General features: G+C 51.1%; 13 protein-coding genes and 1 pseudogene. 4 read left to right on the top strand and 10 right to left on the bottom strand.

Annotated elements, in window-relative coordinates:
• Positions 1–95: 95 nt before the first annotated feature.
• The 3 genes from C2M29_RS09100 to C2M29_RS09090 all read left to right on the top strand — a co-directional run bounded on the left by C2M29_RS09100 (position 96) and on the right by C2M29_RS09090 (position 1384).
• Positions 96–557 (top strand): DUF2846 domain-containing protein, encoded by a 462-nt coding sequence (locus C2M29_RS09100; protein ID WP_105189488.1) that lies wholly within the window; start codon positions 96–98, stop codon positions 555–557.
• A 110-nt stretch (positions 558–667) separates the two neighbouring features.
• Entirely contained in the window at positions 668–1087 is a 420-nt protein-coding gene (locus C2M29_RS09095) for a hypothetical protein (protein WP_105189487.1), read from the top strand.
• Positions 1088–1186: 99 nt separating this feature from the next.
• A complete protein-coding gene (locus tag C2M29_RS09090) occupies positions 1187–1384 on the top strand; it encodes a hypothetical protein (protein WP_105189486.1) in 198 nt (65 codons plus the stop codon).
• A 469-nt stretch (positions 1385–1853) separates the two neighbouring features.
• On the opposite strand, the pseudogene C2M29_RS09080 reads toward C2M29_RS09090, so the two are convergent.
• From C2M29_RS09080 to ubiE, 10 genes and pseudogenes are all read right to left on the bottom strand, one after another.
• Positions 1854–4498 (bottom strand): annotated as a pseudogene (locus C2M29_RS09080) (ExeM/NucH family extracellular endonuclease).
• Between the two features lie 493 nt (positions 4499–4991).
• Complete coding sequence (hemB, locus tag C2M29_RS09075) at positions 4992–6002, bottom strand: porphobilinogen synthase (protein ID WP_105189484.1); 1011 nt, start codon at positions 6000–6002, stop codon at positions 4992–4994.
• A 145-nt stretch (positions 6003–6147) separates the two neighbouring features.
• Positions 6148–6918, bottom strand: coding sequence for a TatD family hydrolase (locus C2M29_RS09070; protein WP_105189483.1), 771 nt, complete (start codon positions 6916–6918; stop codon positions 6148–6150).
• 4 nt (positions 6919–6922) lie between these two features.
• A complete protein-coding gene (locus tag C2M29_RS09065) occupies positions 6923–7516 on the bottom strand; it encodes a hypothetical protein (RefSeq protein ID WP_105189482.1) in 594 nt (197 codons plus the stop codon).
• A complete protein-coding gene (tatC, locus tag C2M29_RS09060; RefSeq protein ID WP_105189481.1) occupies positions 7513–8265 on the bottom strand; it encodes a twin-arginine translocase subunit TatC in 753 nt (250 codons plus the stop codon). The genes C2M29_RS09065 and tatC overlap by 4 nt, the downstream gene beginning before the upstream one ends.
• Positions 8258–8653 carry a Sec-independent protein translocase protein TatB gene (gene tatB, locus C2M29_RS09055; RefSeq protein ID WP_105189480.1) on the bottom strand — a complete coding sequence of 132 codons (396 nt, stop codon included), beginning with the start codon at positions 8651–8653 and terminating at the stop codon, positions 8258–8260. Before tatB ends, tatC begins: the two co-directional genes overlap by 8 nt.
• Positions 8654–8659: 6 nt before the next feature.
• Positions 8660–8905: a Sec-independent protein translocase subunit TatA gene (tatA, locus tag C2M29_RS09050; RefSeq protein ID WP_105189479.1), complete on the bottom strand. Its 246-nt coding sequence runs from the start codon at positions 8903–8905 to the stop codon at positions 8660–8662.
• Between the two features lie 124 nt (positions 8906–9029).
• Positions 9030–10628: a ubiquinone biosynthesis regulatory protein kinase UbiB gene (gene ubiB / locus C2M29_RS09045; RefSeq protein ID WP_105189478.1), complete on the bottom strand. Its 1599-nt coding sequence runs from the start codon at positions 10626–10628 to the stop codon at positions 9030–9032.
• Between the two features lie 2 nt (positions 10629–10630).
• On the bottom strand, positions 10631–11263 hold the full coding sequence (locus tag C2M29_RS09040) for a ubiquinone biosynthesis accessory factor UbiJ (protein WP_105189477.1): 633 nt from the start codon (positions 11261–11263) through the stop codon (positions 10631–10633).
• Between the two features lie 9 nt (positions 11264–11272).
• A complete protein-coding gene (gene ubiE, locus C2M29_RS09035; RefSeq protein WP_105189476.1) occupies positions 11273–12028 on the bottom strand; it encodes a bifunctional demethylmenaquinone methyltransferase/2-methoxy-6-polyprenyl-1,4-benzoquinol methylase UbiE in 756 nt (251 codons plus the stop codon).
• 232 nt (positions 12029–12260) lie between these two features.
• On the opposite strand from ubiE, the gene C2M29_RS09030 reads away from it, so the two are divergent.
• Positions 12261–14039 carry a DUF885 domain-containing protein gene (locus tag C2M29_RS09030; RefSeq protein ID WP_105189475.1) on the top strand — a complete coding sequence of 593 codons (1779 nt, stop codon included), beginning with the start codon at positions 12261–12263 and terminating at the stop codon, positions 14037–14039.
• Positions 14040–14064 lie beyond the last annotated feature (25 nt).

Here is a 14064-nt window from a genome sequence, read left to right as displayed (position 1 = left end):
CAGCTTGCGGTAGAAAAACGACCCAATCGCTCTATATTAAATTGTTGTGCTATTTCAAACAAACGAGCAGGTGAAGCTCATAATAAAAAGGAAAAATGATGAATAAAGTTTTAACCACTATTGCATTTACTGTGGCATTAACTACTGGATGTACAAGTGTTCCAATGGAATCAAAAGAAAAAAGTGAGTTAGCAAAGCAATATAATTCGCCATCAGAAGGTAAAGCTGGTTTATATGTATATAGATCAGGTAGTTTCGGTGGCGCTTTGAAGAAAGATGTTTGGTTAAATGATAAATGTATAGGTGAAACAGCGCCTAACATGTTCTTTTATGAAGAAATAGAAGGTGATAAAGAATATAAACTTTCAACAGAATCTGAATTCTCACCAAATGATCTATTAGTTAAAACAGAAAGTGGTAAAAACTACTTTGTAAGTCAATATATAAAAATGGGTGTTTTTGTTGGTGGTGCGGGTCTTGAGCTAGTTGACGAAGAAACAGGTAAAAAGCAAGTTTCAAAACTAAATATGGCTATAAAAGGTAAATGCAGCTCATAGCATAACAAGTTGCTCAAACAGGATTTTAAAAGTTTGGCTTATTCGCTTCGCTCGATTATAGCCAATCTTTTAAAACCTCTTAGCAAAGCGTTAGAGCTATAAGGAAAGATATGCGTATTGCCAAAACCCTATTAGCATTTTTTCTTTTGTTTAGTTGTTCACTCAACGCCACGCCCAATCTTGTAGTGGATTTAGATAAGCTCATTCTTTCATCTAATGGATTAACTCTCACAATAGTGCGTGAAGCTGATAGTGATAGGGTTGAAAGAATAGAAGTTATATCGCCGAGCAAAAAGTTTACTATTGATTCAGCACTTTTCAAACAAGCTTATGGAGTAAACTTGCAGGCCGTAACGTTGACTCAAACAGTTGATTTAAACTTAGGTCTATTGGACGATTACCAACTGTATATTCCTTACGAGTTACATTCAGAAGATGGTTCTGAGCCGCTAGAAGAGCAAAAGTTTGAAACTCGAGAGATGGTTATTTATTTCGATCATTTACATGCAATTAAAATCGTTACAAGGTGATGTAGCTCTAACAAGCGACATCAAAGCGCCGCTTCGCGGCTCGACTTGCAACAAGTAGATCGCGTTTGTGGCGGTCTTTATGTATAAGGTGGGGTCTTAATGTACTTCTGGATAGCTGTGGGTGTTTTAGTCGCTGGTATTATTACTAGCTATTCAGTTCATGGCAAAAGAGTGTTTCCAACGATCATTTCAGTCCTGGCAATTGCAAATTTATTTGCAAGTCAGAAATATGCAATAGGCCCAATTAGTATGACCATAATGGCTTTACTGGCGGTTATAGTTCTGGGCTGGAAATAAAATTAGTGAAAAATTCAGTTAAATCAAAGGCGCGTAGGTAGGAAAGCTTTCCGCTGCTAGGGAGTTAGAGTTTTTATGGCAAGGAAGCTAGTTATCACTCTTAAAGGTGTTACCAAATTTTCGCTGTTCAGCACTGTGGTGCTTGGAACAAGCATAATTTTATCAAGCCTAGTTAACCTACTCGTGCTTCTAAAGTTATTAGTGCTTCTTTATTTGGTGTGCAGCTTGTTTTTATCAGGCTCGGCTTTTATGTTGCTGTTACGCCGTTATCAGATCACATCGAATCACGATTTAATGATGCGATTCATTGCCTTTGTCGGTGCGGTAATTTGTTGCTGTATCTGGCTTATCATGATTTATCCAATAGTATTGGTACTACCAAAGCTCTAACAGGGCAAACAGTAAACATGACTCAACAAAAAGGACAGAGTGATATCTGCCCTTTTTAGTCATAAGCGTTTTCGCTCGATTAGTACTTGGTGGCGCGGTAACGCAGGGTTACTTCACCATAAGGCTGGTTGCCCTGAACGCGTACCTTCCATTTACCCGCGCTTGGGTTAGTGAACTGGCACAGCTCCTCTAAGCCGCTGTTGCGCGAGGCGCAATCGGCGTGTTTATTCGTGCCGCGGCGCTGCTTGCTGACATAGAGATCGGCATCACCCCAGCCGCCTACCAGCTCGATATCCAGATAATCGAAATCCGAGGGTAGCTCTATGGTGAAGTTTTTCGGCTGGAACCAGCCTTTGGATAGGGTGAACTCGCCGCTGAGCTCTTCACTGGGCTTTGGCTCGGCCTTAATGGCGACCACCACAGGGTCGTGATCCGAGGCGCGATATGGGTGATCTGCGAACAAACTGGTTTGCAGATTTTGCGACTTAAACTCCAGGTTGTAATCCAGCACGCGCGGCTCATCGGCATTGATATGCCAATCCGTTGCCGCGACCACCTTGGCCATTAGGCTGGGCGACGCCAACGCGTGATCCAGGCTCCCTAAACGACCCTGGAAATTATAGGAGTAGCTCAGGTTATCACCGTCAAGCGTCGGCAGAACGTTGGCAAAACCGGCGCTGGCAAAAGCCTGGATGGGATCTTCCATGGCATAGGCGTTCATATCGCCGACGATAATGATGTCCTCATCATTGACGCCGGTCGGGTGGCTGGCAAGCCAGCTGGCGAATTCGTTGGCACCGGCAATGCGGGTGGCGTTATAACAGGCTTGGCCGTCATTTTGGTCCGCATCCAGGCCTTGGGCGCTGCCACAACCCCCTTTGGATTTCAGGTGGGCGACGGCCACGGTGAGCACTTCGTCGGTGGCAAGGTGCTTAAATGTTTGCGCTATGGCGGCGCGATTGCCATAGGCAAAGGCTCCCTGATCGTTAATGGCGGCCAAGCCATTTTCCTCTACCTTGTCCTTGCGATAGATCAGCGCCGTGGTGATGGCATCGCTGCCGACCTGCTCTACAGCAAAATCGACAAAGGCATATTCACCCTCGCTGGTGGCCGCATTCAGGGCGTTAACCAAGGAGCTGAGGGCGCTGAATTCACCAAAACCATCATTCTCGATTTCCATTAGGCCGATAATATCGGCGTCCAAGGCGGTGATGGCGCTGACCAGCTTCTGTTCTTGGCGAATAAATTCCTCCAGGCTGTCGGCACCGCGAGCGGTGGGGAAGCCACCTTGCTGACCATCGCCATTGAAGTAGTTTAAGACGTTAAAGCTGGCCACCTTGATATCGCCCTCGGCCAAAAGCTGAGGCGCATCCGTACGTGGATTAGCGGCGACAAACTGTGGCGTTGTGCTTGGGTGCAGACGGTAGCGATCGAAGCCATAACCCAGCACCCCGGTCAGGCCGCTGACCGTATCGCCCAGGCGCAGGGTGTTGTAGGCATCCAGGCCAGGGGCCGGGTAGGCAATGGGCTCAAGGTTTTGGCGGGTTGAACCGTCATCAAGCAGCAGCTGCTTTAACAGATTATCGGCTTCCACCGCATTTGCGCCATCGCCGGGCAGGGCAACCTGGGTGCCCTGATAAAGGCGTTCGGTCGCCAGACCCACTTCGCCGTAGCGCGCCAGGTTATAGTTATCAATTACATACAGTGGCTGGGCGACACTGACCAGCATGCCCTCATAGGCTTCCAGGTCATGCACATCCGCCAGGGGCAAGGTCAGTGGCGTGGCGTTAACCGCGGCGGTGCCGCAATCGACCAGGGCGGTCACATCTTTAAGCTGGGTAGCGCCAAGTATTCGGCGACCGTGCCAATTAAGCGTACGCGCTCACCCACATTGACGTCATCACCGCGGTGATAGACGAAGACACCTTCCGAGGTGCTCGGGTCGTTATCACCCTGCAAGGAGGATAGGAAGAAGCCGCTTAGCTGATTGCTGTTTTGGAAGTCGGCACTGACCACGGCTTCAACCACTACCTGCTCGCCAACCAGGGGGCTTACCGCGCCATTACCCTGAATGCTGTGAATGGCGGTGGCCGTATCGGCACAAGTGAGGCTTAGATCCGGTTCTGGTTCAGGCTCCGGCTCGGGATCAACCGGCGGGTTCGTGCCCAGGTATTGACCAAGATCGCTAAAGTTATCATTGCCGGCACCGCTAAAGTAAGCGCTTGGATCATAGGGCGAGGTAATATCCGTGCGCGCCGGTGCACCATCGATGCGACGCAGGGTATTATTCTGGGTGCTGCTTGTGCCTTCCCCCCAGCTCGAGCCCGGATCCATCCCCACCTGGCCCATGCTGTCGACAACCACGCCTTGCTTGCTCAGCACTATGGCATCATCACCGTTAAACCAGCCGCTGCCGTTCGTTAAAGAAGCGGTCGCGAGAATGTCTGCTGCCGCCGAGCTATGCGCGGCAACATACACCCCCTCTGGTGCCAGGGTACCGCTGAGCGTTAGAGTTAAACCGGCGCTGCTGCTGCCGTTAAAATAAAAGGCTAATTGGTACTGACTTAAGTCAATTTCGCTGTCGGTTGGATTGTACAGCTCGATGGCTTTGTTATTGCTGCTGCCTTCAACATATTCGGAAATGACCATATCCGCCTGTGCCGAGAGTGACACAAAGGCACTGGCAACCGCCAGGGCGACCGGTGTAAAGGTGTTCTTCATGATATAAATCCCGTGTTTCTAGTTAGATTAACCCTTAAAGGGGTACATAGTGTACGGGGGAGAGATTACACAATAGTGTCAGGAAATTAACGTGATTGTGATGATTTTAGGGTCTGTTGACCTTTGTTGTTTGTTTCTGCTGCAGTTTGTAGCGAATTTATACAAGGCGGCACATGTGTGGTGTAGTTATTCTACATGAACATGTAACAACACAGTAGAAATGCGCTACAAGCGCTGCCCTGCGGGTTCATCTAAACGCACCCTGCTCTGTGTTGCTCGCTATGTAAATAGGCGAGCAAGACCGAAGCAATGCTTCGCAGCTTAGCGAGGTGAGCGCATGGATGCGCGATGTAACCAAGCTTCATGGATGAATTTAACCACATAAATCAGTGATTATATTCATCAGAATGCGTTTAGATTGAACATAAAGTAAACTGCAAAGATAAACAGACCCTAATAAAAGGACGATAACGTGGCGTTATCGTCCGGGAAAAGGTTACTTTTCATTGAGCCAGATAGCGGCTTTTTTCGCGAAGTAGGTCAGAATACCGTCGGCACCGGCACGTTTAAAGGCCAAGAGTGATTCCATGACGGTGTCGCGTTCGCTCAACCAGCCGTTGTTGATGGCGGCCATATGCATGGCGTATTCACCGCTCACCTGGTAGGCAAAGGTGGGCACGGCAAATTCGTCTTTTACTCGGCGCACGATATCCAGATACGGCATGCCCGGCTTCACCATCACCATGTCGGCGCCTTCTTGCAGATCCAAGGCCACTTCGCGCAGCGCCTCGTCCGAATTGGCCGGATTCATTTGATAGGTTTTCTTATCGGCACCTTTGAGGTTGCCCGCCGAACCTACCGCATCGCGGAACGGACCATAGTAGCTTGAGGCATACTTGGCCGAGTAGGCCATGATTTGCGTGTGAATAAAGCCATGCTCTTCCAGGGCTTCGCGAATGGCGGCGATGCGACCGTCCATCATATCCGATGGCGCAACCACGTCGGCACCGGCTTCGGCGTGCGATAGCGCCTGCTTTACCAGGATTTCCGTGGTAACGTCGTTGATCACATAGCCGTTGTCATCAATGATGCCGTCCTGACCATGCACGGTGAAGGGGTCAAGGGCCACATCGGTGATCACCCCAAGCTCGGGTACCGCTTCTTTTAGGGCGCGCACGGTGCGCTGGGCCAGGCCTTCCGGGTTATAGGCTTCTTCCGCATGCAGTGATTTTTTATCACCTGGGGTGACCGGAAACAGGGCAATAGCAGGAATGCCCAGGGTAGCCAGCTCTTTGGCTTCTTCAACCAGCAAATCGATAGACAGGCGCTCCACACCCGGCATCGACTCCACCGCTTCACGACGGTTTTTTCCTTCCAACACAAAAACGGGGTAGATCAAATCATTGACGCTAAGCTCATGCTCTTGAGTCAAACGGCGTGAAAAATCGTTTTTGCGCAAACGGCGCATACGTGTGTAAGGAAATAAATCGAGTCCTGATTGAGGCATGGTGCTCTCCTGTACAATATGTGTCAGCCCCAAGGCGAGTGCCACGGGATATATGCGAGCATTTTACCAGCTAATCCAAGGCGATGCTCTGGCAATGAGATAATTTATTGATGTCGCGCATAGTTATCGATAGCGCGATTTTCCCTTAGCGCTCAAGGGCAAACAGGGAATGGAAGTTAGCGACGCTGGTGGCGCTTAATTGCACTGGGGATACCTGGTAGTGCTGGCTTAGATGCGCCACCACATAGGATAAGTGCGCCGGCTCGCAGCGGCGAGACTTGGGTTTGGGCCGAATGGTGCGCGGCAGTAAGTAGGGCGCGTCGGTTTCGATTAGCAGCCTGTTCATGGGCAGCACATTTAGGGCATCGTTGAGGTCGCTACCGCGGCGCTCGTCGCACACCCAGCCGGTAATGCCCAGATACAGGCCCAGGTCTAAATAGTTTTGCGCCTGCTGGCGGTTGCCGGTAAAGCAGTGCAATACTCCGCGAGGCTGATACTCACGCAGCATGGCAAGCATATCATCATGGGCGTCGCGTTCGTGTAAATACACCGGCATATCTAATTCGTTAGCAAGTGCTAACTGACGGGCAAAAACGTCTCTTTGCTGCGGACGGGGAGAAAAGTCACGATTATAGTCGAGGCCGCATTCACCGATGGCGATGACTTCTTTGGCCTGTGCCATAGCGGTGAGATTGGCAGCGAAATCGTCCGTGGCATCCTTGGCATTATGGGGATGAATGCCGGCGCAGCTATAGAGGTCAAATTGCTGCGCCAGTTCCAGCGCTTGCTGGCTATCCGCTTCATCACAGCCGATCACCATCATGGATTGGACGCCGGCCTCGCGGGCGCGGGTAACCACGGTATCAAGATCATGGCGAAATTGACTACTACTAAGGTTAACGCCGGCGTCGATCATGAGCTTAGTCGGTGCGTTTTACACGGATGCTTTTGTTGCTGCCTTGTTTTTTCAACAAGAAGGAATTGAACATGGCGCGACTGATCACTACGGTATCGTTTTTACTGATACGGAATGAATCGGTGCCTATCTGGCGCCAGCGCTGGCCGTTATCCAGGGTAATGATCAGCTCGCCATAAGGGGCTTCTTTTACCTGGCTAACCTTGGCCACAAGTTCATCTGGGTTACCGTCGTTATCGTCTTTTTGCTTATGCTCTAGGCCAAACTCGCGTTTGCTGTTGTTGCCTTTGTTGCTGGCAGCACTTGCCGCCGCACCAGCACCTGCAGTCGCACCTGCAGCCGCACCTGCAGCATTGGCGCTAGGTCCCTTGCCTTTTCCTTTCTGTGATTGCGCGGGCACTTCGGCAGGCGCGTTGGCAGGCATACTGTCGATGGGTTTGCCGGCCATAATGTTGTCGTAACACAAAAGGCGGCGGAAATCGTTTTCGATATAGCTACAGGCTTTTAACGCCTGGATATTCACACCATTATCGGCCTGGGCCGTTGTGCTTAGAGTAGCTAGTAATGCTAGCGAGGCGGGCACGAGGTATTTTTTCATTGCTTTTCTTCCTGTGATTCTTCCGATGATGGTTTCGCGCTATAAAATGCAGCCAAAATAAGGCCAAGCTCAAATAATAACAGCATGGGCAGGGCGAGCAAGGTTTGTGATAGCACATCCGGTGGAGTTAGAAACATCGCCACCACAAAGGCGCCAACGACGATATAAGGGCGCTTTTCTTTGAGACTGGCGGTTGAAGTAACGCCGCTCCAGCATAGCAACATGATGGCGACGGGGATTTCAAAGGCGATGCCAAAGGCCAAAAACAGCTTGAGCACAAAGCCTAGGTAACTGCTGATATCCGGCGTTAAGGTCATGACCTCGGGGCCAATACCGGTGAAAAAGCTGAGAATAATCGGCAGCACAACAAAATAACAAAAGGCGATACCGCCATAAAACAGCACTATGCTCGACAGCAGCACGGGGATCAGCATGCGCTTTTCATGGGCGTATAGGCCGGGCGCTATAAAGGACCAGATTTGATGCAAAATAAAGGGAATGGCGCCAAAGAGCGCGACAAACATGGTCAGTTTAAAGGGCGTAAACAGCGGGGCGGTGACGTCGGTGGCGATCATCTGGCTGTTTTCCGGCAAGTTGGCCACCAGGGGATCGGCGACAAAGGTGTAGATGTCGTTGGCGAAATAGGCCAGACCCACAAAGATCACCAGTACCGCGACAATGGAGCGCAGCAAGGTGTTACGCAGTTCAAGTAAGTGCGAAATAAAGCCGGTTTGCGCAGGTTCAGTCATGGTTTTTCTTCGTGCTGTGCTGGTCGTTGCTAACGTCTGTGGTTGGCTCGGCGGTGATGCCTTGCGGCTCTTTGCTTTCGGTACTTGGCGTGCTGTCGCTGCTTTGCTCATAGCTGCGGGTAACCGATTGCGCGGCGCGTTGCAGTTGCGCGACCGACTCTTGCAGCTCAGGCGAAATATCGCTCATGTTTTGCTGCTCGGCCTTTTTGAGGTTTTGGTGGAGCTCATGAACGCGCAGCTCTTCACTGACTTCGGCGGAAATATGGTTAGCCATGGTCTTAATTTTGCGCACCCAGGTGCTGACGGTACGGATGGCCACCGGCAAACGCTCGGGGCCCAATACGATCAGGCCAACGATGGCCACGACCAACAATTCCCACATGCCCATCGGCGTTTATACCTTGTCTTTATCTTGCGCGGCAGTTTTATCGGCGGCCGAATTAGTCGCCTTGTCTTGCTCGCTGATCTTTTCTTGCGTGGTCGTTTCGTTTTTATCTTCGTCTTTTACGGCTTTCTTGAAGCCCTTCACGGCGCTGCCTAAATCGCTGCCAATGTTACGTAGTTTTTTAGTGCCGAATAACAATACGATAATTGCTAAAACAATCAGTAGCTGTACCCAGCCGACGTTACCGATGCCCATATATGTACTCCAGATATGCGGATAATTGTTCGACGAGTATACCTTGTACTACGTCGAGCTAATAGTATAAATCGTTAAGCGAGGGGTCTGGCGAGCTGAGCTGCTTTGCACAGCTAACCAGCTCCTATCCCTTTCGCCAGCCCAGCCAACAAAGGCCTGCTCCCAAGGTGGCGCCGAACGCGGCGGCAGTATACCAGTGGTTGATGACTAAAATACTACTCACAATCAAGCCACTGCAACCTATTACGGTGAGCAGCAAGGGCTTGAGGTTATTGGCCGGCGGTGGCGCTTGCAGATGTTGACGCTTTAGCGCGTGATAGAGCAAATCTGGGATTTCGGGCATTTTTTCCGCCCAAAACGGCAAATTAGCATACATTTGCTTGGCCACGGCCCAAGGCCCTACTTGTTGTTTGACCCAATCTTCCAAGAAAGGTTTCGCCGTTTGCCACAGGTCCAGCTGCGGGTAGAGCTGGCGACCCAGGCCTTCAACATACAACAGGGTTTTTTGCAGCAACACCAGTTGCGGCTGCACTTCCATGTTAAAACGTCGTGCCGTATTGAACAGGTTAACGAGCACATGGCCGAAGGAGATTTCGGCCAGCGGCTTATTAAAAATCGGCTCGCACACGGTGCGAATGGCAAACTCGAATTCTTCTATGCTGGTATCGGCAGGCACCCAGCCCGAGTCCACATGCAGTTCTGCCACCTTGCGGTAATCACGGTTAAAAAAGGCGATAAAGTTCTCAGCCAGATAGCGTTTATCGTCCTTGTTCAAGGTGCCGACAATGCCGCAGTCTATGCCTATGTATTGCGGGTTGTGTGGGTTCTCGTGAGAGACAAAAATATTTCCCGGGTGCATATCGGCATGGAAGAAGCTGTCGCGGAACACCTGGGTAAAGAACACCTCAACGCCACGCTCGGCCAGCAACTTCATATTGGTACCTTGCTTAAGCAGGGCATCGGTGTCGGAGACAGGAATACCGTAAATGCGCTCCATCACCAGCACATTGCTGCGGCTGTAATCGCTGTACACATAGGGAATGTAGAGGGATTCAGAACCTTCAAAGTTGCGTCTGAGCACAATGGCATTGGCGCCCTCACGCATTAAATCCAGCTCATCGAGCAGGGTTTTCTTATACTCTTTGACCACCTCAACGGGGCGTAAACGACGGCCCTCGCGCAGTAATTTGGCAACCACCTTGGCGCATTGTTGCATCAGGGTGAGGTCGGCATCGATCTGCTTTTTGATATCGGGGCGAATGACCTTCACCACCACTTCCTGGTGCTCGCCGCTGCCATCGGCTAGCTTGGCGGTGTGCACCTGGGCAATGGAAGCCGAGGCCAAAGGGGTGGTGTCGAATTCGCTGAATATGACGCTAATATCGTCGATTTCTAACGCCTGTTCGATAATTTTCTGCGCCAGGTCGCCGCTAAACGGCGGCACCTGGTCTTGCAGCAGCGCCAGTTCGTTGGCTATCTCAGGAGGCAAGAGGTCGCGGCGGGTAGACAGCATTTGTCCAAATTTAATCCACACCGGCCCTAGGGTTTGCAGGGCCAGGCGTAGGCGCATGCCTGCGGGTTTGTCGCGATGGCGGTTGCGCAACCAAAAGGCGCTGCTTCTGGCCAGTTTGGCAAACCAGGGCAGTTTATGCCGAGGCAGTAGCTCATCAATGCCGTATTGCAATAAGGTTTTGGTGATGAAATACAGTCGCGCTACGGCCACAATTAACCTCTTGTTTGCTGCATTGGCATGTGCGCCAATAGTTTATCTAGGCGTTGTTCCAGCTGTTGGACATCGCTTTTTAGTTGGCGATTTTGACGGGTGAACTGCGTCAGTTCCAGCGGGTGAATGCTCACTTTGAGTTCGTCTTGTAACAGCGTCAGCAGGATATGGTCAAGCTTGCCTTGGGCCTCTAAAGCCTGGGCCTTGCCCTTGCTGACAGCTTGCCACAGCAGCTGGGCCGGGGCATCGCCGATATATTGCGACCAATGCTCCGGCCAGTCTATGTCCAGCTCGCTAAAGGCCTGACTAAAGGCCTGGGCAAGATGAATATCGCCGTCGATATCGAGTTTATGCTGGCGGATCAGCTGGGTCAGGCGCGACGGGTCTTTGAGCTTCATCAGGGTGTCGGTATCGGCACTGATAAAGCTGTCGCTGTGCTCAGGTTGAGTGTCATGCACTTGCAGCATCAGGCCTTCACTGGCGTAGACGACGCTGATAAATTGCTGCCAGTCGCGCACATGTACCACCAGGCTTTGGCCCTGGACCTTGGCAAGACGGGCCTGCACCTGTGGGTCGAGGGAGAGTAGCCTGTTGGCGAGTGTTTCTATGGCGGCGATAGCAAAATGCCCGAGCATGGTCGCTCCTTAAAACTTAAAGCCGCGATGCAGGGCAACGATACCGCCACTCATATTCTGATAGCTGGTCTGCTCAAAGCCGACTTCTTTCATCATGCCTTCCAGGGTTTCTTGATCCGGGTGCATGCGAATAGACTCGGCAAGGTATTTGTAAGACTCGCTGTCGTTTAGCACGACTTGGCCTACCTTGGGCAGGATATTGAAGGAATAGAGATCATACAGCTTGGTCAGTACTTCATGCTCAGGCTTGGAGAACTCCAACACCAGCAGACGACCGCCTGGCTTAAGCACGCGGTACATGGATGCCAGGGCTTTGCTTTGGTCGGTGACGTTACGCAGACCAAAGGCGATGGTGATCACGTCTATGCTGTTATCCGGGAACGGCAGCTCTTCGGCGTTCATTTGCACGTATTCGATGTTGCTGACCAGGCCACGGTCACGCAGCTTGTCACGACCTACCTTGAGCATGGAGTCGTTGATATCACCCAAGATCACTCGGCCGGTATCGCCAACCAGCTGGCTGAATTTAGCGGTCAGGTCGCCGGTACCGCCGGCTAAATCGAGAATAGTCTGGCCCTTGCGGGCGCCGGAGCTGGCGATGGTCACGCGTTTCCATAGACGATGAATGCCAAAAGAGAGCAAATCATTCATTAAATCGTACTTCGCTGCGACCGAGTGGAACACATCGGCAACATGGGCCGCTTTTTCATTTGCCGCGACCGTTTTATAACCAAAATGCGTGGTTTTTTGCTCAGCTTCTTTCATGGTAATTCAAGCCTAGAGGGGACGTTGGCCATAGTGTACTTGAGGGCCCGTAACAGCTCAAGGATTAAGCCATTTTTACGCCCGCCATGATTTTCGCCAGTGTGACCTAATAGCCGTGCAATCGCAGTGGGGTGAATAAAAGAAGGGGGATTTGGTCGCATCGACTTTGACACAAATAGCCGCTGGGCTAGAGTAGGGCACTAGAGTGCCTTGCAATAACGAGAATAGAAATATGCAGCCAACCATAAAATTGAAAACCCTGGCCTTGGCCACCGTGCTGGCATTGGGCGTCAGCGCCTGTGCAGCCCCAAGCAAGACCTCGGCGCTTAGCGCCGATGAAACCTTCACCCAGGTCGCCGAGCAAATCGTCAAGTACCGCGAAAGCGTGAACCCATACAAGCAAGCAGTCGATGGCTACCTGCTTGCGAACCTGAGCCCCGAGTACCTCAAGGCGCAATACGAGCAGCGCCAAGCATTACTGGCTCAGCTGGATGCCATCGATGCTGAAGCGCTCAGTGATGAAAACAAGATCAATTTACAGATCATCCGCGCCCAGGTGCAAAACAAGCTGGATGAGTATCGCTTCAATACCCACTATATGCCGCTGACCTCGGAATATGGTTTTCACTCCTCGCTGTCGTTTATGGTTGCCCGTGGCGATTACACCTCAAAAGCAGGCTTTGAAACCTACCTTAAGCGTTTAAGTCAGGTACCGCGCTTCTTTGAACAGAATATCTATTGGATGAACAAGGGTCTGGAAACCGGCTTAACTCAGCCTAAGGCCGTGCTTGCCGGGTATGAAGAGTCCATCAGCGCCTTTTTGGTGGATGATGTCACCGAGTCCGAGTTTTACGCGCCGTTTAAGCGCAATACCGCAGGTATCAGTGACGAAGAGTTTGCCCAGCTACAAAGTCAGGCCAAGGAAGTGATCGGTACCCAAGTGCTACCGGCGTATCAGGGGTATTACGACTTTTTCGTTAACACCTACCGCCCCGGCGCCCGCGATACCATAGGCATCTCTAACGTGCCTAATGGCGAGGCCTTTTATGCCAACCGTGCCAAGCATTACACCACTACGCAGATGACACCAAAAGAAATCCATGAGCTGGGTTTGCAGGAAGTGAAGCGTATTCGCGGCGAGATGCAGGCGATCATTGATGAGCTTGGCTTTGAAGGCAGCTTTGCCGACTTTGTTGAGTTTTTGCGAACCGATCCACAGTTCTACGCCACCACCCCGGAAGAACTGCTGAAGGAAGCGTCTTTTATTGCCAAAAAGATGGACGCTCAGTTGCCCAAACTCTTTAAGGAGTTGCCGCGTAAGCCTTATGGCGTTGCGCCGGTTCCCGCTAACATTGCCCCTAAATACACCACGGGTCGTTATTCCGGCGCCAGTCGCGACGACGAAGCAGGCTTCTACTGGGTCAACACCTATGCCCTGGATAAGCGTCCCTTGTATGTGTTGGAAGCGCTGACCCTGCACGAAGCGGTACCGGGTCATCACCTGCAGATCTCCCTTAATGCCGAGTTGGATTACCTGCCAAGCTACCGTCGCAATGCGTATTTGTCGGCCTTTGGCGAAGGCTGGGGGTTGTACAGTGAATACCTGGGCATTGAAGCAGGCTTCTATCAAGACCCCTACAGCGATTTTGGTCGTCTCACCTATGAAATGTGGCGTGCGGCCCGTTTAGTGGTGGATACCGGTATGCATATGTTCGGTTGGTCACGCCAGCAGGCGCTTGATTTTATGAGCGAAAACACAGCGTTATCACTGCATAATGTGAAAACAGAAACGGATCGTTATATCTCCTGGCCGGCTCAGGCACTGTCGTACAAAATCGGCGAGCTCACCATTAAGCGTTTGCGCGCCAAGGCGGAAAAAGCCCTGGGTCATGATTTTGATGTGCGTGAGTTCCACTATCAGGTCTTGCGTCATGGTTCTATTCCACTTAATGTACTAGAACAGCAAATCGACCAATATATTGCTGAGGCATTAGCGACCAAGAAGAGTTAGAATGCTGAAATAATTATAAAAATTG

Source organism: Pseudoalteromonas sp. T1lg48 (assembly GCF_002964785.1).
Classification (GTDB): domain Bacteria; phylum Pseudomonadota; class Gammaproteobacteria; order Enterobacterales; family Alteromonadaceae; genus Pseudoalteromonas.
This window is presented reverse-complemented; position numbering and strand designations above follow the sequence as displayed.

Coding starts and splice junctions, on each gene's coding strand:
- C2M29_RS09100 (WP_105189488.1), top strand. CDS start 96: ATGATGAATAAAGTTTTAACCACTATTGCATTTACTGTGGCATTAACT.
- C2M29_RS09095 (WP_105189487.1), top strand. CDS start 668: ATGCGTATTGCCAAAACCCTATTAGCATTTTTTCTTTTGTTTAGTTGT.
- C2M29_RS09090 (WP_105189486.1), top strand. CDS start 1,187: ATGTACTTCTGGATAGCTGTGGGTGTTTTAGTCGCTGGTATTATTACT.
- hemB (WP_105189484.1), bottom strand. CDS start 6,002: ATGCCTCAATCAGGACTCGATTTATTTCCTTACACACGTATGCGCCGT.
- C2M29_RS09070 (WP_105189483.1), bottom strand. CDS start 6,918: ATGATCGACGCCGGCGTTAACCTTAGTAGTAGTCAATTTCGCCATGAT.
- C2M29_RS09065 (WP_105189482.1), bottom strand. CDS start 7,516: ATGAAAAAATACCTCGTGCCCGCCTCGCTAGCATTACTAGCTACTCTA.
- tatC (WP_105189481.1), bottom strand. CDS start 8,265: ATGACTGAACCTGCGCAAACCGGCTTTATTTCGCACTTACTTGAACTG.
- tatB (WP_105189480.1), bottom strand. CDS start 8,653: ATGGGCATGTGGGAATTGTTGGTCGTGGCCATCGTTGGCCTGATCGTA.
- tatA (WP_105189479.1), bottom strand. CDS start 8,905: ATGGGCATCGGTAACGTCGGCTGGGTACAGCTACTGATTGTTTTAGCA.
- C2M29_RS09040 (WP_105189477.1), bottom strand. CDS start 11,263: ATGCTCGGGCATTTTGCTATCGCCGCCATAGAAACACTCGCCAACAGG.
- ubiE (WP_105189476.1), bottom strand. CDS start 12,028: ATGAAAGAAGCTGAGCAAAAAACCACGCATTTTGGTTATAAAACGGTC.
- C2M29_RS09030 (WP_105189475.1), top strand. CDS start 12,261: ATGCAGCCAACCATAAAATTGAAAACCCTGGCCTTGGCCACCGTGCTG.